26 protein-coding genes are annotated in these 20,528 nt (G+C 57.6%); 17 read left to right on the forward strand and 9 right to left on the reverse strand.

The annotated features are described in order from the left end of the window. Positions 1 to 37 precede the first annotated feature (37 nt). The gene (locus FHT76_RS37945; protein ID WP_183758746.1) at positions 38 to 505 is read right to left on the reverse strand and encodes an Hsp20 family protein; all 468 of its coding nucleotides are present in this window, start codon (positions 503 to 505) and stop codon (positions 38 to 40) included. A gap of 28 nt (positions 506 to 533) precedes the next feature. On the opposite strand from FHT76_RS37945, the gene FHT76_RS37950 reads away from it, so the two are divergent. From FHT76_RS37950 to FHT76_RS37960, 3 genes are read left to right on the forward strand one after another with little or no spacing between them, the layout of a single operon-like run. Further along, positions 534 to 740: a hypothetical protein gene (locus tag FHT76_RS37950; RefSeq protein WP_183758748.1), complete on the forward strand. Its 207-nt coding sequence runs from the start codon at positions 534 to 536 to the stop codon at positions 738 to 740. Positions 741 to 751: 11 nt separating this feature from the next. Further along, complete coding sequence (locus tag FHT76_RS37955) at positions 752 to 1,063, forward strand: hypothetical protein (RefSeq protein ID WP_183865027.1); 312 nt, start codon at positions 752 to 754, stop codon at positions 1,061 to 1,063. A gap of 14 nt (positions 1,064 to 1,077) precedes the next feature. After that, positions 1,078 to 1,380, forward strand: a complete 303-nt coding sequence (locus tag FHT76_RS37960) for a hypothetical protein (protein ID WP_183865026.1) — start codon at positions 1,078 to 1,080, stop codon at positions 1,378 to 1,380. Positions 1,381 to 1,521: 141 nt separating this feature from the next. Here the strand turns inward: FHT76_RS37960 and FHT76_RS37965 are convergent, their stop codons facing one another. Beyond that, positions 1,522 to 1,809, reverse strand: a complete 288-nt coding sequence (locus tag FHT76_RS37965) for a hypothetical protein (protein ID WP_183758754.1) — start codon at positions 1,807 to 1,809, stop codon at positions 1,522 to 1,524. A gap of 267 nt (positions 1,810 to 2,076) precedes the next feature. Between FHT76_RS37965 and groES the strand changes: the two genes are divergently transcribed. From groES to FHT76_RS37985, 4 genes are all read left to right on the forward strand, one after another. Continuing rightward, a complete protein-coding gene (groES, locus tag FHT76_RS37970; RefSeq protein ID WP_183758756.1) occupies positions 2,077 to 2,391 on the forward strand; it encodes a co-chaperone GroES in 315 nt (104 codons plus the stop codon). 38 nt (positions 2,392 to 2,429) lie between these two features. Next, the gene (groL, locus tag FHT76_RS37975; protein ID WP_183758757.1) at positions 2,430 to 4,058 is read left to right on the forward strand and encodes a chaperonin GroEL; all 1,629 of its coding nucleotides are present in this window, start codon (positions 2,430 to 2,432) and stop codon (positions 4,056 to 4,058) included. A gap of 45 nt (positions 4,059 to 4,103) precedes the next feature. Continuing rightward, a complete protein-coding gene (locus FHT76_RS37980; RefSeq protein ID WP_183758760.1) occupies positions 4,104 to 4,301 on the forward strand; it encodes a hypothetical protein in 198 nt (65 codons plus the stop codon). A 78-nt stretch (positions 4,302 to 4,379) separates the two neighbouring features. Further along, the gene (locus tag FHT76_RS37985) at positions 4,380 to 4,610 is read left to right on the forward strand and encodes a hypothetical protein (RefSeq protein ID WP_259186631.1); all 231 of its coding nucleotides are present in this window, start codon (positions 4,380 to 4,382) and stop codon (positions 4,608 to 4,610) included. A 362-nt stretch (positions 4,611 to 4,972) separates the two neighbouring features. Here the strand turns inward: FHT76_RS37985 and FHT76_RS37990 are convergent, their stop codons facing one another. Then, on the reverse strand, positions 4,973 to 5,476 hold the full coding sequence (locus tag FHT76_RS37990; protein ID WP_246712841.1) for a hypothetical protein: 504 nt from the start codon (positions 5,474 to 5,476) through the stop codon (positions 4,973 to 4,975). 790 nt (positions 5,477 to 6,266) lie between these two features. Between FHT76_RS37990 and FHT76_RS37995 the strand changes: the two genes are divergently transcribed. Both FHT76_RS37995 and FHT76_RS38000 read left to right on the forward strand, forming a co-directional pair. Next, positions 6,267 to 7,097: a FecR domain-containing protein gene (locus FHT76_RS37995; protein WP_405049532.1), complete on the forward strand. Its 831-nt coding sequence runs from the start codon at positions 6,267 to 6,269 to the stop codon at positions 7,095 to 7,097. Further along, positions 7,094 to 9,832, forward strand: coding sequence for an EAL domain-containing protein (locus tag FHT76_RS38000; protein WP_259186633.1), 2,739 nt, complete (start codon positions 7,094 to 7,096; stop codon positions 9,830 to 9,832). The genes FHT76_RS37995 and FHT76_RS38000 overlap by 4 nt, the downstream gene beginning before the upstream one ends. Before the next feature lie 72 nt (positions 9,833 to 9,904). Here the strand turns inward: FHT76_RS38000 and FHT76_RS38005 are convergent, their stop codons facing one another. The 6 genes from FHT76_RS38005 to FHT76_RS38030 all read right to left on the reverse strand — a co-directional run bounded on the left by FHT76_RS38005 (position 9,905) and on the right by FHT76_RS38030 (position 13,334). Then, entirely contained in the window at positions 9,905 to 10,447 is a 543-nt protein-coding gene (locus tag FHT76_RS38005; protein WP_183865024.1) for a DUF1003 domain-containing protein, read from the reverse strand. Between the two features lie 299 nt (positions 10,448 to 10,746). Continuing rightward, the gene (locus tag FHT76_RS38010) at positions 10,747 to 11,157 is read right to left on the reverse strand and encodes a DUF2442 domain-containing protein (RefSeq protein WP_183758783.1); all 411 of its coding nucleotides are present in this window, start codon (positions 11,155 to 11,157) and stop codon (positions 10,747 to 10,749) included. After that, positions 11,150 to 11,308 (reverse strand): DUF4160 domain-containing protein, encoded by a 159-nt coding sequence (locus tag FHT76_RS38015; protein ID WP_259186635.1) that lies wholly within the window; start codon positions 11,306 to 11,308, stop codon positions 11,150 to 11,152. Before FHT76_RS38015 ends, FHT76_RS38010 begins: the two co-directional genes overlap by 8 nt. 154 nt (positions 11,309 to 11,462) lie before the next feature. Further along, complete coding sequence (locus FHT76_RS38020) at positions 11,463 to 11,999, reverse strand: hypothetical protein (RefSeq protein WP_183865023.1); 537 nt, start codon at positions 11,997 to 11,999, stop codon at positions 11,463 to 11,465. Positions 12,000 to 12,021: 22 nt separating this feature from the next. Then, complete coding sequence (locus FHT76_RS38025; protein WP_183758787.1) at positions 12,022 to 12,765, reverse strand: thermonuclease family protein; 744 nt, start codon at positions 12,763 to 12,765, stop codon at positions 12,022 to 12,024. Further along, positions 12,762 to 13,334, reverse strand: a complete 573-nt coding sequence (locus tag FHT76_RS38030; RefSeq protein WP_183758822.1) for a hypothetical protein — start codon at positions 13,332 to 13,334, stop codon at positions 12,762 to 12,764. The genes FHT76_RS38025 and FHT76_RS38030 overlap by 4 nt, the downstream gene beginning before the upstream one ends. 544 nt (positions 13,335 to 13,878) lie before the next feature. Here FHT76_RS38030 and FHT76_RS38035 point away from each other — a divergent pair. Genes FHT76_RS38035 through FHT76_RS38070 form a run of 8 tightly spaced genes read left to right on the forward strand, consistent with a single transcriptional unit; the run spans position 13,879 to position 20,509 of the window. Continuing rightward, the gene (locus FHT76_RS38035) at positions 13,879 to 14,373 is read left to right on the forward strand and encodes a lytic transglycosylase domain-containing protein (RefSeq protein ID WP_183865022.1); all 495 of its coding nucleotides are present in this window, start codon (positions 13,879 to 13,881) and stop codon (positions 14,371 to 14,373) included. Positions 14,374 to 14,390: 17 nt separating this feature from the next. After that, the gene (locus tag FHT76_RS38040) at positions 14,391 to 14,729 is read left to right on the forward strand and encodes a TrbC/VirB2 family protein (RefSeq protein ID WP_183865021.1); all 339 of its coding nucleotides are present in this window, start codon (positions 14,391 to 14,393) and stop codon (positions 14,727 to 14,729) included. Positions 14,730 to 14,733: 4 nt separating this feature from the next. Next, entirely contained in the window at positions 14,734 to 15,030 is a 297-nt protein-coding gene (locus tag FHT76_RS38045) for a type IV secretion system protein VirB3 (RefSeq protein WP_183758790.1), read from the forward strand. A 3-nt stretch (positions 15,031 to 15,033) separates the two neighbouring features. Next, the gene (locus FHT76_RS38050; protein WP_183865020.1) at positions 15,034 to 17,445 is read left to right on the forward strand and encodes a VirB4 family type IV secretion/conjugal transfer ATPase; all 2,412 of its coding nucleotides are present in this window, start codon (positions 15,034 to 15,036) and stop codon (positions 17,443 to 17,445) included. Continuing rightward, the gene (locus FHT76_RS38055) at positions 17,442 to 18,545 is read left to right on the forward strand and encodes a lytic transglycosylase domain-containing protein (protein ID WP_183865019.1); all 1,104 of its coding nucleotides are present in this window, start codon (positions 17,442 to 17,444) and stop codon (positions 18,543 to 18,545) included. Before FHT76_RS38050 ends, FHT76_RS38055 begins: the two co-directional genes overlap by 4 nt. Before the next feature lie 14 nt (positions 18,546 to 18,559). Beyond that, the gene (locus FHT76_RS38060; RefSeq protein ID WP_183865018.1) at positions 18,560 to 19,261 is read left to right on the forward strand and encodes a type IV secretion system protein; all 702 of its coding nucleotides are present in this window, start codon (positions 18,560 to 18,562) and stop codon (positions 19,259 to 19,261) included. 1 nt (position 19,262) lies between these two features. Further along, positions 19,263 to 19,481, forward strand: a complete 219-nt coding sequence (locus FHT76_RS38065) for a hypothetical protein (RefSeq protein ID WP_183865017.1) — start codon at positions 19,263 to 19,265, stop codon at positions 19,479 to 19,481. Then, positions 19,481 to 20,509: a type IV secretion system protein gene (locus FHT76_RS38070; RefSeq protein WP_183865016.1), complete on the forward strand. Its 1,029-nt coding sequence runs from the start codon at positions 19,481 to 19,483 to the stop codon at positions 20,507 to 20,509. Before FHT76_RS38065 ends, FHT76_RS38070 begins: the two co-directional genes overlap by 1 nt. Positions 20,510 to 20,528: the final 19 nt, after the last annotated feature.

Genomic DNA, 20,528 nt, shown 5'->3' on the forward strand with positions numbered 1-20,528 from the left:
AGGGAGCGCCGCAATCGCGACGCCCCCGCCCCCCCAGTTACGCGACTTGCTTTTCGGCGTCGATCTGCAGCGAGTGAGGCGCAGTTTCTGCGCCAATCGCAATCTTGCGCGGCTTCATGGCCTCGGGAATTTCTCGCTTCAGGTCTATGCTGAGGAGACCATTTGTCAGCGTTGCATTTTCAACGCGAACGTGATCGGCAAGCTCGAAGCGTCGTTCGAAGGCGCGGCCAGCGATCCCTCGGTGGAGGTATTCGCCGCCACTGTCTTCCGCCTTCTGGCCCTTCACCACGAGAACGTTGCGTTCCTGCGTGATGTCAAGATCACCATCGGAAAAGCCCGCGACCGCCATCTGGATCCGGTAGCCATCCTCGTCCGTCTTCAGGATGTCATATGGCGGCCAGGTTTCTATCCCCTGAACGCGCTGCGAGTTGGCAAGAAGATTGAACACCCTGTCAAAGCCGATGCTGGATCGGAAAAGCGGTGTAAAGTCGAGTTCGTTTCTCATAACCAAAACCTCCGTAAAGCGAGTTGGAATGGAGACGCGCAAGTCGGGCGCCTCCGACGCTGCCAGCCCCTTTCAGGCGGCCGGCGAAAATGATCTGGTTTGGGGGATTTGCAGATTCAAGATGGCTCATAAAAATTTTTTTAACAGCGGCCAGCCCGACCTCTTGAACGATGAAATCGTTGAAACAATCTCAGTTCTGCCTGGAGATTTTCACTCCCTTGATGAAGGTTTTTAGGAGAAACGAAGATGACGACTGAAAGGAACGATCAACTCAACCCTCGTGCCTCGGAGAAGCCGGGCACGAATCGGATCCTTGACAGGAAACAGTCCTATGATCACCCGCGCGACATCCTCGCAACCGCGCTATGCGACAGCGAAAAGCGGGCCATCCTTGCTTCCTGGGCTTCCGATCTCTTTGCTGTCGACTCCTCGCCACAACTGCGGCGCCCACCGGGGGTCAGGAAACCTGTGCGCTATGAGGACATCCTCAAGGCTCTCAAGGCCCTCGATGACGGTGAGGCTCCGTCAATGGCCAGACCCGAAGCTTATTACCGCTGATTTCGGAGGCCATCATGATCGTGAAGCCAAATGCGATGGCCGCTGGAAACGGTCCCCATGTCGATAAGATCGGCGGCCGAATGATTGTAGCGTCCCGCTATGCGGATTGCCTATACCGTCTTGCCCGACAAGCGTACCGGTTTGATATGGCCGACCTTGGCGCCAAGCTAAATAATGTCGCTCGAGCAATCGAGGCCATGGCGCACCGGATCGGCGTCGACCAGCGTGGAGTCGTTGTCCTAGGACGGGCAAGCCGCCTCATCGGCGCGGTAGAAGCAATCGTCGAAAAAACGTCCAAGAGGACCTTCCTTCACTAGAGCACTGGTAGTTAGGGGCGGCGCAAGATCTTGAAGGCCGCCCTTTCCTGAGGCGCAAGGCAAATAGATCGCGAGGCTAAGGAAGCGCTTCAGCCTCTCCAACGCAGCGAAGCTGCCGATGGTGGCGGTTCTACGTGAACCCTAGTGGATGGCGTGACTGCGCATGCGGTGAGGGTGGACGGCCTCGAACTGGCGGACGAGTTCCCTCGCCTGTTTCATGACATGGAAAGGAGTATGACTTTCGTCGCGGGCCAGCTCATCGGCGCTGATGAAGATCGCATCGGCCATGTTCTTCGAGACCATCGCGAACTTCCGGTTGCCTTCCACCATAGATTCCAGGGCGGTACGATCCAGCTGCCGCGCGATATCGATGAAGATCTCCTCGCGCTCCTCGACACTCAGCGCCCTCATGTCGCCTTCTGTATTCATGCTTGTCTCACTCCATTGACGTGAAGCCGCGCGGCCTCCCGTGAAAACCGCGGCCAAAACCTAGGAACCGAGAATTTACAGATCAAGAGGGCGGCTGGCACTCGTTGGCCATGAGTGCCAAAATTTTTTCGAGACCATCTTGAAAGCCGAAAAATAGCAAAATAAATCTTTGCCGCGAGGTGCTCTTCGAGGCCTCGCACCCGCCCGGACTGGCCATCCGGTCCGGCAAGGGTTTCAAAACATGATCGTTTGTCCAAGGAGGAAAACATGTCATTCCGTCCACTGCATGACCGTGTCCTGGTCCGCCGCGTCGAGTCTGAAGAAAGGACCAGGGGCGGCATTATCATCCCCGACACAGCCAAGGAAAAGCCCCAGGAGGGAGAAGTGGTCGCCGTTGGCACCGGCGCTCGCAACGAGGCAGGTCAAATTCAGGCACTCGACGTAAAAGCGGGGGATCGCATCCTGTTTGGCAAGTGGTCCGGCACCGAGATCAAGATCAACGGAGAAGACCTTCTGATCATGAAAGAAAGCGACGTTTTGGGAATTATCGAAATTCACAGCGAGCAGAAGCAGGCCGCTTAAGGCGCAGTTGGGTCAATTGCTATCTGGGAGTTAGAAAGATGGCTGCAAAGGAAATCAAGTTCAGCACTGATGCGCGCACCCGCATGCTGCGCGGCGTCGATACACTTGCAGACGCTGTCAAGGTGACCCTTGGTCCCAAGGGACGCAACGTCGTCATCTCCAAGTCTTTCGGCGCGCCCCGCATCACCAAGGATGGGGTAACGGTTGCCAAGGAAATCGAACTGGAAGACAAGTTCGAGAACATGGGCGCGCAAATGCTGCGTGAGGTAGCATCAAAGACGAACGATCTGGCGGGAGACGGAACGACGACCGCAACCGTCCTCGCACAGGCCATCGTTCGCGAGGGCGCCAAGGCTGTCGCCTCCGGCATGAACCCGATGGATCTAAAACGCGGCATTGATCTGGCTGTCGATGCGGTGGTCAATGAGTTGAAGACCAACGCGCGAAAGATATCCAACAACTCGGAAATCGCTCAGGTCGGAACCATTTCCGCCAACGGCGATTCCGAAGTCGGTCGCTTCCTCGCAGAGGCAATGCAGAAGGTCGGTAACGAAGGTGTCATTACCGTTGAGGAAGCCAAGACTGCCGATACCGAACTCGAGGTCGTCGAGGGAATGCAGTTCGACCGCGGTTATCTCAGCCCCTATTTCGTCACCAACCCTGAGAAGATGCGTGTTGAGTTCGAGGAGCCTTACATCCTCATTCACGAGAAGAAGCTGTCGAACCTGCAGTCCCTGCTCCCGGTCCTCGAAGCCGTCGTACAGTCGGGCAAGCCGCTCCTTGTGATCGCTGAAGACGTTGAAGGTGAAGCTCTTGCGACACTCGTCGTCAACAAGCTGCGCGGCGGCCTGAAGATCGCTGCCGTCAAGGCTCCGGGCTTCGGCGATCGCCGCAAGGCCATGCTTGAGGATATCGCGATCCTCACCGGCGGAACGGCGGTTTCGGAGGATCTTGGTATCAAGCTGGAGAATGTCACCCTGAACATGCTTGGTCGTGCGAAAAAGGTCACCATCGAAAAGGAGAACACGACGATCATCGACGGCGTCGGATCAAAAGCCGAGATCGATGGGCGCGTCGCACAGATCAGGGCTCAGATCGAGGAAACGACCTCCGACTACGACCGGGAAAAGCTGCAGGAACGCCTTGCAAAGCTTGCCGGTGGCGTTGCCGTCATTCGTGTTGGCGGTTCGACAGAGGTAGAGGTCAAGGAGAAGAAGGACCGCGTAGACGATGCTCTTCACGCGACTCGTGCCGCAGTTGAAGAAGGAATTCTTCCCGGCGGTGGCGTTGCACTGCTGCGCGCCGTCAAGGCTCTCGAGGGCCTTGAGACGGACAACCGCGACCAGCGCGTGGGGGTCGATATTATCCGGCGTGCCATCGAGGCTCCCGTCCGGCAGATCGCAGAAAACGCTGGCGCCGAGGGTTCGGTCATCGTCGGAAAACTCCGCGAACAGACGGGCTTCTCCTTCGGCTGGAACGCACAGACGGGCGAGTTCGGCGACCTCTATGGCCAAGGCGTGATTGATCCGGTCAAGGTTGTCCGCACCGCGCTTGAGGATGCCGCTTCGGTTGCGGGCCTGTTGATTACGACAGAGGCAATGATTGCCGAGAAGCCAAAGGATGAAGCCGCTCCAGCGCTGCCCGCAGGCGCCGGAATGGGCTTCTAGGAGAGCTGCTCATGCCGTCGTTAGGCGAGCGTCCTGGAGGAAGGAATGACGACGCGTCTTCTGACTAGAGAAGAACTCCGCCTTTGTGTAGATGCCGTAAAGACGGTCGCACGCGAACGCGGGGTGGAAAAGGATGGGGCTGCGGTGGCCAGGATCATGGCAACCGTTGCCGATCTTTTCAACAAAGGCATGCGCACGCATGAGGATCTGGTAGCGGCCATGAAGGCCGAAACCACCATATGATCGGGAGCGCCCGGGAAATTGTCGGGCGCTTCCACCTGAAAATTTTCATAGCCACTGAAGGTTTTTGGGACAGACGAAATGAACATGAACGGCACCAATTGGATAAGTCGCAACGTGCTGACTGATGCGCTTTCGGCCTCCTACATCCTGGACCATTACCGCTCCATCATCACCAAAAAAAAGATAGAGGTTCCTTTCAAGGCGCAGAAATTGTCGCAAAAGGCCTGCAAGCCTGGTGTTCACTGGCCCGCGGCTCGCCCCCGCCATCCGGCAAAAGCGACCTCCAAATGCGAGGGTCGATCCCGTTAATCGACAATGGTACCCTCGGCCGACAGCTTTCGAAGCTTGGTCCTGGAAGGTATGATAGGCCAACATTCAACGGGGGCCTTGTGTCGACGACCGCTGGCTTGATCCTTGCTGCTTTCATCGCGATCGACCCCAGTTCAGCGTTCGCCCACGGCGGTGGGGTGGGAAATGGAACAATATGGGATTGGGCAACGCTTGCCTTGCAGGAGCGCAACGTCATCGGCGGCTGCCGAGCAAGGACATTTAGCACCGAGAGAAGCTGAAGCGGAGCATGGAGAAAAAAGGTTGCACGGCTGAAGTCGATTGAGGCCCGCCGCCAATCAGCCGGCTGCCCGGCGGATTTGGCTCCTCGAACGTCAGTCTGGTTACTGCTCGTGTTTTAGTCGCTCGATCGCTTCGTCGGCGTCCTCTTCGAGAAACTTGATGCGGGTCCAGAGCTGTTTTGGATTGACCTGGTGGAGCCTTGCAAGCTCCAGGACAGAGACATCGGCGCCCCGCGATCTCACCAGAATGTTCTCATAAGCCGCTGGCTTGCGTTTGGACGCCCATATGCAGTTGGCTGGCTCAAAGTCTCCCGTATTTTTGAGACGGCCGAGCACCGTACCGGGAGGACGCTCACCCATGTCTTCAAGGAAAGCTGAAAATGAAGCCCAGCGCGGGCACAATTTGACACCTGCCCCACCGAACTTCCCGTAAAGCGGATCGGCTCTGTTTTCACATCGGCTTTTCACCTCAGTGTACGCACGTCTCGTCGGAGTGACTTTATGGCCAACCGCGTGTCCATGAACCAGGGATCGCTCCCGGTTGCGTTCTGCGCGCAGGCATCCGCAACTTTTGCTGTCTCCCTTTTTTACGGCAAAAAGAAACATAGAACGCTCGTTGCCGCAATCGCACCGAAAGATCCAGCGCTTGTGACGGCCAGGCACGCTATCGGGACGGAGCCCTGTCAGACGGCCGTATCTTTGACCGGTAATATCGTCAGCGCGTGGCATTCCCTTCCATTCCTGTGTTCTCAACCGACAAAAGCATCACGAGGTGCCTTTCAATGCCCGCCGGACGGAGGACAGAGAGCTTGCTCTCAGGAATTGATGCGACCCGGGGCAATGCCCCTTACGCCGGGCCCCGCCCATTCAGCGGTGTTGGTCCGTGCAGCAGGCTGCCCAGCGCTGACTGTTCGCACCACCGCTCGACCGCATTCAACGAGTTGCGTTCCTTGCGACGACCTTGCAGGCATCCTCATCTCGATGGTTTGGGTTTTCGATGACGAGCTCCCGATTACTGAAGTGGAAGAATAGTACCGTTGCTACATTAGAGGTCAATAAATGATGCGGTACGCCAGCGCACGCCGAGTACGCGGCCGTGCGTCACAATTACAAATTCGGGAGGAGGATCCGCATCGACAAGGACTGTCCGTCCGTTACCGTACGCTGGGAAACTTCGCCGACGATCTATAGCCATTCTTAACAACCCCATGATGTCTTCGTCAGATCAGAGGGGAAGATCATGTTCGCTTGTTTCCGTTTTATCGTTCTCGCATTTTTACTCGTACCGGTGTCTTCGTTTGCTGCAAATGATGACTGGCGGGTAGCCAAAGCCACGAAAGAGGTTCGATATTCACTCGGGGACGCCAAGTGGATCGATTTGCATGCCGGAGACGTCTTGCCGAACCACGCATCGATTACCACAGGTACCCGGGGACGGGCGCTGTTGGTTCGCGGTGTCGAGAGGATCGAATTTCAACCGAACACAACTGCGTCCATCACGACGACGTCAGGCTTCTTGTCGCCGCGCAAGACGGAAATCAAGCAACAGATTGGGTCGCTCGAGCTGGAAATCGAGAAGCGGAGCCAACCGCACACAACAGTCCAGACACCCTTCCTCGCAGCCGTGGTAAAAGGGACGATCTTCCACGTCTCCGTCAGCAAGACGGCGGCATCCGTCAAGGTCGACCGAGGTCTCGTTCAGGTTACCTCCTTTGCCAGCGGCCAGCAGGCAAATGTCGGCCCGAAGCAGTCCGCCAGCGTCGGCGCCAAGACCGGTATGAGTGTCGCTGGGCAGGAAGCAACACCTTCGATCACGTCGGTCCCGGCGTCGGCAGCAAAGCTTCCGGCCGCGGGAAGCAAAAAACTGGGCAGCGAGAAGCAGGCCAACAGCAATAATAAGCCTTCGAAGGCCGATGATGGATCTAAGGCTGCCAACGGCAAGAGCCACTTTGGCGGAAGCAGCATTGGCGGTGATAGATCCAGCAATGGAAACAACGGATCGGATCGTTCGCGTGGCAGCGGCAATGGCAATGGAAACAGCGGCGACACCGGTCATGGAAACGGCGGGAACAACGGCGCGAAGGGCAACAACTCTGGCAGCGGAAACCATGGCAATTCCGCTAGCGGAAACAACGGCAATGGGCATGGCAGAAGCGGGAACAACGGAAACGGCAAGGGGGGCAGCGGTAATAACGGCAATGGCAATGGGAATGGCAAGGGGCGGTGAGGAAGGCAGCTGCGAATTTGCTGCGGGTTGCCAGCAGTTTCGCTGGAGCGACCGCGTCTCGCTGCATCATCATAGCAGGGATGCTGGGTGTCGCGGCGTTTTGCGCCGACCTTCGTCCAATCGTACAATTGGACCACGCGCTGATTGCAAAACGCTTTTCCCTGGCCGAACGCCCTGCATCCGGAAAGATCGTTTTCGTCGCGATCGACAAACGTAGCATCGATCAGGTTGGTACATGGCCGTGGCCGCGGGGTCTTTATGGAGAGCTGCTGGACAGGCTCGTGTCTGCCAAGGTCGGCGACATCGTGCTGGATATCGATTTTTCAACGCCCTCCACTGCCGAAGAAGACGCGCTCCTTTCAGCTGCGCTGGAACGCGCAGGCACAGGCGTCTTGCTTCCCCTTTTTCGCCAGCAAGCGTCGGCAAATTCGTCGGAAACCGAGATATCAAGACCTATCCCTCAACTCCTCGACAAATCCTGGCCGGCCTTCGCGAATGTTTCACTTGACCTGGATGGATTGGTCAGACGGTTCTCGCTTGGGGACATTGATAACGGTACTCCCACGCCATCCGTGGCCGCCGCACTTGGCGGCGCCTCGGCAGCGATCGAAAGCCAGTTGGTGGATTTCTCGATCACACCGCAAAGCGTGCCAACCTACTCCCTGTCGGACGTTCTTGACCGTACGGTCGGAGCCGCTGAGCTTGCCGGCCGCTCGGTCGTCGTCGGTGGTTCGGCAACCGAACTCAAGGACATTTTCCCCGTCCCGGTCTACGGCGCGCTAGCTGGGCCTTTGATTCACGTCCTGGCGGCCGAAACACTGCTTCAGGGCCGCACACTCAAGACATTCGGTCAACGACCGCTCGAGCTTCTACTGGCGACCTGCCTCATCGCGGCCCTGCTTTCCTTTCGCTACATCGGCATGACAAGAACGAGCGGTTTGCTCGCAGCATTCGGATTGATCGGCGAGATCGCCGCATATCTTCTCCAGAGGGACTTTGCGTTCGTGATCCGAACCGCGGTACCGTGGATGCTGCTCTTCCTCGCATGGGTTCTTGCATTGAACGAGCGCATCGACCTCGGCCAGGTAGTCGCAGCCATCGCCAGGACAAACGCCAGCAATACACGGCGCCTGATGGCCCGCATCATCTCCAATAGCTCGGATGGCATCGTGGCATTCGGCGACGACCTGAAGATTGTGGAGATCAACGAGTCGGCAAGATCGATCCTGAAATCCGATCTTGGCGCCGATATTCTCGCCGCCGTAAATGAGCGCGTCTCCCGAGCCCTTGGTGAACTGGTCCATCAGTTTGCCGCAAGTCCTGGTTTGGTTCGCTCAGTGACCGTCCAGTTTTCCGAAAATGAGGCAGACAGCCATTTCGACTACGAAGCAATCATCACTCTTTCGCCGCTCGAGGACGCGATCTCGAAGTCCGGAACAAGATTTGGCGGCTGCATCATCATCCGTGACATCACCACCCGCAAGCGCTACGAAGCCAGGCTGAAGCGGCTGTCCGAAGAAGATCAGCTCACCGGGCTCCTCAGTCGTCGTGAGTTTCTCGCGCGTATCGAAGGGTGCGATGGCATGGTCGCGGTCCTCGACGTCGATCGGTTCTCTCGCATCTGCTCGACACTGGGAAGAGCTGTCGGTGACAATATGCTCAGAGCAATCGCCAACCGCCTTTCTGAAAACGTGGAGGCAGTGCTTGCGCGTATTGACGGTGACCTTTTTGCGATCGCATGGCTCGAGGAAATCCAGGATAAAGCGGTCGTTGCTGAACATCTCGTTTCGCTTTTTGACGAGCCCCTCTTCGCGAACGATATGCGGACGAATGTCTCTGTTCGACTGGGAGCCGCACCGCTGGGGCCGACAGATCCGGAGGAGGCCTTGCGCGCCGCTGAATCCGCGCTTTATGAGGCCAAGGCAGGGTCGACGCGCTGGGCGATGTTTGACCCGGCCACGGCCCAAGCTCAGGCACGTTCCCGTCGCCTTGAAGCCGACATGCGAACAGCAATGGCAGAGCGTCAGTTCTTTCTGCTGTTTCAACCGCAGATCAATCTCGCCACCGGCAGATTTGTTGGCGCGGAGGCCCTATTGCGATGGCGACATCCTGAGCTCGGCCTCATATCGCCAGCTGAGTTCGTGCCAATTGCCGAGACATCAGGGCTGATCTGCGAAATTGGCCGCTGGGTCCTCATGGAGGCTTGTATCGAAGCTTCAAGGTGGCCCTATGGCATAGTCGCCGTCAACGTCTCGCCGATCCAGTTCGAACGCTCAGACGTCGAAGCGGAAGTGAGGCTGGCTCTTGCGTTAAGCAGGTTGCCCAAATCCCGACTCTGCATCGAAATGACTGAATCGACGTTTCTCGACAATAATGCACGCTCGACCGAAAAAATGGCCGCATTACGTGCTGCGGGCGTCGCTCTGGCATTGGACGATTTTGGAACAGGATATTCCTCGCTGAGCTATCTCGCCGACCTTCCGCTCGACAAGCTCAAGATCGATCAGTCCTTCGTGCGCAGGTTGACGCGGGACGCCGGCGTCATGGAGATCGTAAAGGGCATCGTGTCGATTGCCCATGGTCTCGGCCTGGAGATCGTTGCGGAAGGCATCGAAGGCGAGGCTGAGATGGAAGCGCTCCAAAACCTGCGGTGCGAGACGGGCCAGGGATACCTGTTTGGCAAACCGCAGACCGCAAGCGAGATGCTGGCAAATCACGTGCTACAAGAGGTTTGAATAGGACCGCCGCTTTCAGACGGACTGGTCACTACAAATCTGTCCCTACGCCAATCGAATTTCATCTCAACGTCAGGACGGCCCATCGGTGCTGTTTGAGATCTTCTCCATCGTGTCGAGCACGTCTTCCGGAGTGACGTCCTCTTGCAGTTCCTCGATCTCGTCCTTTTGCTCAAGCTGCACTCCGAGCTTTTCCGCAATCGCTGACACAATTGTCAGAACCTGCGTCGCCTCATGCTCGGCCAGTAGCGATATCTGAAGGTTGAGGTCGGCTCGTTTGTCGTCGGCGTCAGCCATCCGATTCTGACTGATCATTACGAAGGTGGAGATGAATATCGCTTCGACCGAGGCAACCATGGCAAGGATGACGAGCGACGGGTCGAAAGCGGGAACGAAGGGTAGAACGCCGATATTGATCAGGATCCAGCTTCCGAACACGATGGCATTAATGTAGACGAAGGTCATCGAACCCGCAAAATGCGTCATAGCTGCTGCAACCCTGTCCTGAGCCGAAGCCTTTCTCTCCTCCTCGCGCCTTCTGGACAGTAGCGCCTCGATATTGCGATCGAGGCGGCTTGAAACACTCGACTGAGACGTGGAATTGGAAGCTGCCATGTTGATGCTCCGGGCTTGCGAACAAAACCCCGTCCTGCGCGTGAGGTTCCAATGCGTCACAGCGGAATGGATGCGACGGAGTTGTATTGAACGATAACGCGCAGCACTCCCTGTCGATTATGGCAGGTCTGCTCCAGGCGGAGCTCAATGCCCGGCTATGGTCTCGGTTTGATTAAGTCGTTGTGATGACAACTTCAAATTTGTGGCGTGGCCAGACCAAACCTCCATACACCGGGTTGGGAGATGCATTCGCTTCAGGACCCAATCGCCCTTGGAACAGTCAGGACTTCTCCGCCAACCTAGCGGATCTTCCGGGGCCGTCCGCCTTTTGCACCGTTGGCACGGCTCGCCTCGATCTTCGCAGCAGATCGGGATTGACCGCCTCGGCGCTGCGCGTCCAGGAACTTTGCAGTTCCGAAAATGCCGTTCATCAATCCCGAAATTGTAAAGTCCACGTCCAGACTTTCCCAGTGCAAACCTGTTTCGCCTAGAAGCTCGACTTCGGCCAACTGGGCAACCGTCGCCTTTTCAAGACCTTGTATCGAACGGGCAGGCAACATGAAAGCCGCACCGTTCGTAAAATCAACGACGATACGCCCGGACGCTTCATCAAAGCGAACCGTCGCTGGGATCGGCGCATGGGCTCGTTCTGCGGCCCTTTTCAGGGTAGCGTCTCGATAGTGATGATCGTCGAAGATAATCTCACCCATGAATACTCTCCCATTTCTCGGTGAACAGGCGCTGGTTTGCTTGAACAATCGCAAGGGCCACACCCAAGTCCCGCTTCATCATTCTACGGTTCGATAATACCGTGAGGCGGAGAATATTGATTCTGACCTCGGCGTTTCCATAAACATGCACATGCGCCGGTTCATGATCATCCGTGTAACAAAACGCATGCCAGCTTCGCGGAGAACTCTGACCATTGTCATTTAACCTAACAAGTTGGGTTTTTTCAAGGCCGAGAAGCGCCAGCCTGCCATTATGGAGGCCAGCTCTTGAGCGCGGGTGGAGGTCAGTTCAAGTCGAAGTAAACCCTTCTGGACGAGGCATTGCCATCATCGACAATGTCGAAGTAGTAGGGCTTTTCCCGTCTGGGCCGCGCCATGTAGTCCACATAATCACATCGCCAGCGGCTGTGATAAACGCGGGTGACATCGCCTCGCTCCACACTTGAAAGACGCCCGCCTCTCGTTTCTCCGACAATCCTGCCTTCCCAACAGTCGCTTCCTTTTCGAATGCACTGCGACAGCTCACCCGGGTGGTGTCCACTCATGAATCCGCCAGCTGCTGGTGACCAGCCTGATGGACAATCTTCAAACTTCTCGAAACCCGGTTTTCCAGCACCGCCCTCCGGACATGTCGGCCAGGAAAAGCCCGGCCTTTTCATGGCCGAAATCAACCGGCTCATGGGGGGACGGCATTCTGCAATGTCATGCCAGGATGGATCAGACAAGGCAGCGCAAAGAAGGACTTCGCAGCCCCATTCATCGGCTGCTGCATGGTTCACGGCGCTCGACAGCAGTAGAACGGAAAGGAGGATAGACTTCATCCCAACGGTCTCCGGTAAACGATCAACGGTCGGTGCGTTTCGGTAATCGCTTGGCATCAACAAATGGCGGTGAAATCTCAGCGCGTCGTTGGCGCAGTAAATTATAATCGGCGATAGGCCGTCGGCTGGCCGTGCGATCGATGGCCTTCTGCCCCCACTCGTTCATGTCGAGGACATACGTCCCCCACATGCCATAACGGGCGTCCATGGCGCGCCTTTGCGCCAGCCGGTACGCGGCAACGCCGGTGTTCCAAGGCGCAACTCTTGCCCAGCCAACCCTCAAAAGCTCGAAAGCAAGGTCACGATTACCGGCGCGACAACGTCCGGTGCGAAGATATCCTCTCCCCTCGATCCGGCATTCGACGCCGTGGGCTCCAATCGACCTCTTCAGCCAGGCTTTTGCGAAGGCACCGCAGGGCACCGGTTTCAGGCGATCGCCAGCTGCGTTACGCACGTCGCCATTGAATGCCCATTGCGCAAGGTCGCACCCGTCGATGCCCGCGAGCGTTACCCTTAGTCCATGTTCGGGAAAGAGCAGCGTGCGCCCATCGATGACGGATGCCCTGCCGGCAAGTTCGAGTGAGCTCGAATGCTGTCGCGACGACAATGGCTGTGCGTTGATCGCGTCTGCGCTATGAGAGGTAGTCGCGGTGGTGATGGTAACGACCACCATCATACCGACCGCCCCTAGTGGCGGCACCGTTACGTTCCACATCGCGCCGCAGGCGCGACAGTTGAAGTCTCCGAAACAATTCGCGATTGTCATGGCCGCGTCCTCGGATCGGCCCACATTCCATAGCCGTGGCGTCCGATTTTCTCGGCATCTACAAGATCCGGCCGCATCGGGGAGCCGTCCTGGTTCTTTGCCAGTCTGAGCGCGCCGATAGAAAGCAGCTGTTCCTCAAAATTGTCGATGCTGTCGAGCACGCCAGGGAAGTAATAATAACCGAAGCAGGTAACGTCCTGCCGCGGCGCATTTTCCTCCGAAACGAATGCCCGGCAGAGGATCACCTTCGGCGACTTGAGAAGAATCTGAAGATGCTGCCGCCCAAAGTCCGAGCAGCTGCCGGAAAATCCTTCCCGTCGGTTTACCATCTCGCCTTCGCACGGCTCTACACCGTAGAGGTGCAGGGTCGTTTCGCTATCGACGCGAACGTCAAGGGCAGAGACCGCACGAAAACCGGCGGCAGACGCATATCCCTTTCGAGACGCCACCGTGTTGGCTCCGTCGTAGTACTCGATCACAAGAACTGTCTTTCCAGGGGCCTCAAGTGACTTGATGTAGGCGCGGTCGACTGGGGCCGCAGCCGGGACCTGCGATGGGACCACAAGCATTGCCGCCAGCAGCGCGACGTTTTTCGATTGATGAACCAAAACCGCTATTCCCATCCCATCCCCCTTACATCGGGCCGGGGGCAGTTTGCAAACTATAACAGTTCATTTTCGGGATTGACAAGTAGCAATTTTTGATATGTTTTCATTTTACATTGAACGCAGGGGTAGTTTCATGCCACGCAAAAGCTGGATCCCTATTGTGATCACACTCGCATCCCTGCAATCCGTCACGGCCTGGGCTCAACCTACCGAGACTGCTGATAAAGCCGGCGCTGCGGGTGAAGTGAACCGACAAGCAGCACCTGGAGTCGTTGCCTTTACCGATACCGAGGGGCGGGCCACTCAAACACGGACGGGCATGGCGACCGCCGCAATCGACCGCCTATCGGCCCCTTCCCTTTTGAACTATATTGGTTCGCTTTTTTCTGCTGCTCACGTCAATCCCGCGATCGAGAAGCATGACAAGTCGGCAGGTCCGGATAGAACCAAAACAGTCCATACTCGGGCTCCGTCCTCTGCCCCCGCACCCTGTGGCCCATCGTCGATGTCTGTTGACGACGTCAAGGCCCTGGTGGTTGATCGTGCCGGCAGGTACGAGGTCAATCCTGACTTGGCGCTCGCTATCGCCTGGACTGAAAGCCGCTTTGACAGGGTTCGCAACAGTCCTGGGGGTGCTCGGGGACCAATGCAACTGATGCCTGACACCGCACGGCTCCTCAACGTCATCGACGTTTGCGACCCCGTTCAGAATATCGATGGCGGGATACGCCACCTGCGCGCCCTTCTCGACGAGTTCAAGAATCCGATCATTGCTGCTGCCGCATACAACGCTGGTGCAAAGGCCATCCACGACAATGGTGGGGTCCCAGCCTATCCGGAGACCGTCCGTTATGTGGCCTCCGTGATCAATCACCAACTCGGTCTCACCTTTACCACGGAGCCAACAAAAGGCGGTTCTGGACAGGAAACCGACGTCATCGGCCGCACCACCATTGGCGCTCGTCCACCGCAATTCAAAGGCGGGGTCATGCAGTTCTGAACCAGAAGGAGAAGGTTATGAAGCCCGTCCTGTCTCATCTTCAAGAGGTCTTGGCGCGAGCTACGGCCATGACGTGTGCAGTTATCCTGGTGCAGTTGATCTTTGCAGACGCCGCACTGGCGCAAGCGACCAATCAGGCGTTTGCTCCCTTGCAGACAGTGGTACAGGCGGTCGTCGACTTCATCACCGGTCCCTTCGGTCGGCTGGTTGCCATCATCGCCGTCATTGGTCTCGGCTTCCTCGCCTTTGCGGGGCGTCTGAGCTGGTTCACCGCTGGTGCTGTCGTCCTTGGGATCGGTCTCGTCTTCGGGGCGCCTGCCATCGTCGACCAATTGATATCGACCGTCGGGAACTAGGATCATGACTAGCGACGACGATAAGCCTCACCTCACCCCCTTGGTGATCGGTCTGACACGCTCACCAACCGTTTGGGGCGTTCCTTACATGGCCGCGGTCATCGTCATTGGGCTGACAATCATCGCCTGGCTGATAAGCAATGAACTATGGGCGCTGCTGACCGCGCCGATTGCCTTTGTCGTTCTTTTCACGCTGTGCAGTCGGGATCAACGCGCTCTCGATGTGCTGCAGGTCATAACCCGTCTCACCCCGAGAACACCGAACAGGACGTTCTGGGGCACCAACTCCTATGGACCATAACCTATGCTTGCCGTCATCAGCCAGGAACTCGGCTTCGGTTCTGTCCGCCAACGCGAACGATCCATGGCTCGCCATATCCCCTACGTCAGGCATGTGGCGGATACCGTCGTCAGTCTTGAAGACGGTACCTTGACGAGCACGATCAGGCTGGACGGGCTCTTCTTCCAGACGGAGGATCAGGCTGAGATCAACATGCGCTCGCTCGTGCAGAACACCTTGATCCGCGCGCTTGGGTCAAGTCGGTTCTCCCTTTGGTCAACGGTCGTCCGCCGCCGGCTTGATACCGCGCTAGATGGCGCGTTTGACGATCCGTTCCTCACAGAGCTCGACCGGCGCTATGCCGCGTCACTTGCCGGAAAACGCATGTTCACCAACGAGCTCTATCTCACTGTTTTGCGGTCCGACACGCACGGCGCGCTGGCGCTCGGTGATCGCGCCCGTCGTATGTTCCGGCGAGCATCCGGCCGCAAGTCGCAGGAATACCTGCGCGAGGCAGTTGGAGAGTTGGAAGAGCTTGTCGGCAATATCGTTCGCGATCTCGGCAAATATGGCCCAACAGTCCTTGGTATCTCGAGCATTGATGGCGAGCCCTATTCAGAACCAGCCGCTTTCTTCAACACACTCCTGACTTGCGGCGTTGCGCGGATGATGCGGCTTCCCCGCATGGGTCTTGCAACCTACCTTGGGACATCCAGGCTGCATTTTTCCACGCGCACCATGCAGGCGCAAGGACCGATCAGGGAGGATGACCGCTTTGGCGCCATGCTCTCCATCAAGGAATATCCGCCCTTCACTGGTCCCGGGATGCTCGACGGGCTATTGCAGGTGAACCACGAGTTCATACTCACCCAGTCCTTTACGCTCGTCGACAAGCCAATCGCCCAGGAGAGGATCACAAGGCTGAAACGGCAGATCGGCGCATCCGACGAGGCCGGCAGCGATGTCGAAACCGATGTCGATTTCGCCTTGAACAGTCTGCTCAACCAGGAAGCTGTCTTCGGTTTCCATCATCTCTCCCTGCTATGCCTGTCGCGCGACATGACAGGGGTCAACAAGTCAGTCGCAGATCTCGGCGCCTGTCTGACAGACATGAACATCAACTGGTTGCGCGAGGACCTGAACCTGGAGGCTTCCTTCTGGGCACAGTTGCCCGGCAATCAAGCCTATATTGCGCGCCGCGCACTACTCTCGAGTGCCAATTTCTCCGGGCTTTCCTCGATGCACAATTTTGCCGCTGGCAAGAGGCTGGGTGTGCATTGGGGTCGTCCAGTCACCATCCTGGAGACCACGAGCCAGACACCCTACTGGTTCAACTTTCACCAGCGTGATACCGGTCACTTCCTGGTCACAGGCCCCACCGGTTCGGGCAAGACCGTGGCTCTCACCTTTTTGATGGCACAGGCTTTCCGGATCAGGCCCACGCCTCGAGCCATCTTTTTCGACAAGGATCGTGGCGCAGAGATCTTCATTCGGGCGATGAATGGTGCCTATGAGATCCTGTCGCCGGGAACCCCGACAGGTTTCAATCCACTGCAGCTTGAAAACACCGGACAAAACCGGGAATTCCTGCTTCGGCTGCTGAAGGCGATGCTTCGCAATCACCGTGATGCAGTGTTCGACCAGCAGGAAGAAGATACACTGGAGCGCGCCATCCTGCGGCTCATGGAAGAGCCTGCGGCAGAGCGAACCTTGCCGAACCTTGCCGGACTTCTGACCGGCCGATCACGTGCCGAGCAGAACGATCTTCATGCCAGGCTTCGTCCCTGGATCGACGGCGAAAAGGCCTGGCTGTTCAACGCAAGCCAAGATGTCCTGTCGTTCAGCGACCGTCGGATATTTGGGTTCGACATGACCAGCATCCTTGACAATGACGAGGTGCGCACACCGGCGCTGATGTACATTCATCACCGCCTCGAAGAACTCTTCGACGGCACGCCGGTCATGATCTTCATGGATGAAGGCTGGCGTCTGTTGAGGGATCAGACCTTTTGTGACTTCATCGTCGACAAGATGAAGACCATCCGTAAGCTGAACGGGATCGTCGGCTTCGGCACGCAATCAGCCGCCGATATCGTGCGCTCGCCAGCTGCCCACACACTGATCGAACAGTCTGCCACCAACATCCATTTCCCCAACCCGCGTGCTGACGAAGAAAGCTATGTCCACCGCTTCGGTCTGACGGCAAAGGAATTCAATTTCATCCGCACCACCGCGCCTGAAAAGCGCACGTTCCTGATCAAGCACGGCAATGACAGCGTCATTGCCAGGCTCGACCTCACCCTGATGCAGGACCTCGTCAAGGTCTTATCCGGCCGCAAGGAAACCATCGAGGAATGCGAGCGCCTGCGCACTGAGCGTGGCAGCGCTCCGGCAGCCTGGCTTGCCCGCTTCTGTGGCTGGGAGGATCAGCCATGAGAGGCCGCGATGCACCGAGGTCGCATTTGGCAGTGATCACCTTTGCGGCAGCAAGCTTCGTTGCCGCACCCGACGTTGCCAAAGCCGATGTGCCGACGATCGATCGTTCTGCACTTGGCCTGCGTCAGCATCGCGCGCGGGTAACCGGCAATCTCGAAGTGATCGAGCACAATCGCTACATCATGAATACCTCGGTCACCTGCTCCATGTATCGGCCCGGACGCCGCAACGATCCGGTTGGTGCTGCTGAGGCAAATCCTGAAATCGCGGGCCTCGTTCGTCGTATCGCCCGTGAGGAGCACGTGGACGAGAACCAGCTTCTCGCGCTGGTCTACCAGGAAAGCCGCTTTAATCCATGTGCCAGGTCAGCAGCCGGAGCGACCGGCCTTGCCCAACTCATGCCGGAGACCGCCGCAGCCCTTGGCGTCGATATCAACAATATCGAAGAGAACCTGCGTGGTGGCGCACGCTACTACAAGGACCAACTTCAAGGTTTTGGCGGCAACGTCAACCTGGCGCTTGCCGCCTATAATTCAGGGCCTGGCAATGTCAGCAAATACGGCGGTATTCCTCCCTTCAAGGAAACTCAAGGCTATGTCGGTCTCATCACGAAGGCTTGGCTGCCCGCGTTTGGCGGCTCGGACAAATCGGCAATCCCCCTGAACTTTGGTGGAGGCGAAACCGCCTTCACCAGCGTGCGCTCCTCCACGTTGCTCGCCATGGGAACGACTGCTTCAACATCGGCAAGTCTTGGCGACGTAACGCGCTGGTACCGTCAGCTCAGCGCCGCAGCACCTGGAACCGTGCAGGAAAGCTTCGATCAGAATTCCTCTGCGCGCAACGCCAACCTCGAGATGATGAATAATGTCATCAAGTTGACGGCCGCAATGGCCGAGCTGATCAATTCCCGCAATGCCGTTTCCGCCGCCAGCCTCTCGGGCTCCTCGCAGTCATCATCAATCAGCGAGGTCCGGCAATCCGGCGACACGATCCAACTATGTGATCCGCGACAAAACCTGACGTGGAGCGACGAGGCCAGGGCTTGCGTCGAGAAGAGATCCGACGAGAAACAGGTGCAGCTCCTGCTGCACCCTCAATGACGGGAGAAGATGCAATGAGACATGAACTTGTAGCCGTTTGCCTCCTGCTTGCCTCTGCACCGGCAGCCCTTGCCGACGTGCCGGTCATTGACAGGACCAACTACCAGGTGGCGAAGCAGACCGCCGAGACCACGGACAAGATCCTGGATACCAACAAGAACATTCTGACGACCGTCCAGGACACATTGAAGGCGGTCACCGGAGATCGCGGTAGCACGGCAGCCCCCTTGAAGGATCTCGCGGTCGGTAACGGCTTCAGTGCTTCATCGATCCCATCCCTTGACGGTATCCTGAAGCAGGGGGCGCCGAATTTCGGATCCTTGAACGGTGATGTCGCAAGAGCAGCAGCAACCTTCGTCAACGGGCTGCAACTCGTCAAAAGCCTGTCGGGAAAGGATGAAAGCGGCTTCTCCGGCGATAAATCCTATGAGCAGCTCGTCAACACGGTGCTTGGCGTCTCAGCCCTCATCAACGGCTCCCAGACGGCACTTAAGACCCGCCGCAATGCTTTTCAGCAGGCTGGAGCGCATATTGGTGCGGCCGAGGACATCAAGGGATCGATCGACCAGAATACCCAGTTGCAGGTGCAATCCGGCCTGACGCTTAACGAGATGATCGGAGTGATGAATGGCGCCGTGTCATCGTTGCAGGCCGAAAACCAGCGCCGGCTTACCGATATTTCGAACACCAAGAAACTTCTGAGCTTAGGCAAGTAGAATGATCCAAAAGCTTTTGGTCATTGCCGCAGCCTGCGCTGTTTTCCTGACGGGCTGCGGCAGCGCAAGGGAAAAGTCCGCTCCGTGCAAACGGCCAGGCCCGCTTGCCTATGCCCCCGATCCAAGAAGCGATTGCGGCGCCATGCACCGCCTTAACGATCCGGTGGCCGCGTTTGACGCGATCGGCATTGTCGATCCCGCCCGGAAGGACAGCCGGTAATGCAGGACTTCCTCGGCGACCTTCTTCAGCGCATCGAAGAGACAGGATCGAGCTTTTCGGCGCAGGCCTATACTGTCGTCGGTGATGAGCTGATGCCGCTCCTTCGCGTCATGTTCATGGCCTATGTCGCCTGGTACGGTTTGCAGCTCGTCATGGGCACGTCACGACTTTCCGTCGGCGAGGTCATTGGCAGGCTCGTCAGGATGATGCTGATCCTCACCCTTGTCAGCTCCTGGGCAAATTTCGACAATCTCTTCTATCGCTGGCTCAGCGACACGCCTGAGGATGCCGGTCGCGCCATTCTGGCTGCCTCAGGCACGGGGATTACCGAGCCGACAAACGGTCTGTCGCAGATCTGGAACACCGCCAATGAAGCAGCATCGGTGTTTGCGGAACAGTCCGGCTATTTCTCCATCCTGCCAAGCATGATCGGTATCCTGATCATGGCGGGTGCTGGCATCTTCATCGCCATAGCGCTTGCCATCCTCATCCTTGCCAAGGTCATGCTCTGGGTCCTAATCGGCACCGCTCCGATCTTCATCGCCTGCCTGCTGTTTGACCGGACGCGGGCCTACGGCATGGGCTGGTTCAACCAGGTGCTGACCTATGCGCTGATCCCGCTCTTCATCTACGTCATTGCTGCCTTCCTGATTTCCGCGATGGATCCGGAGCTGACGAAGATCGACGCAGCAAGCAATTCCCGCACGCTGACACTTCCCGACATTGCCGGCTTCCTGCTGCTCAGTCTCGCCGGCGGATTCGTGATGCTTTACATCCAGTCGATCGGGCAAGGGATCGCAGGCGGTATCGCCTATGGCGTCGGGAGCGCTGCAACAAGAACGTCGGCCCTGCTTGGGTTGCGACTTCCGATCAACGCAGCGGGTGCAACGACAGGCGGCGCCAGGCGCGCCTATCGCGCTGGCCGTTCACTCTCAAGCCGCTTCACCACGAACGATAATAATCCCGCTGCTTCCGGCGCGCGCAACGCCATGCAAGCAAAAATTTCCAGACAGGGCCTTCCCGGCTGAACCATCACAAAGAGCTTGA

Source organism: Rhizobium sp. BK176 (genome assembly GCF_024808055.1).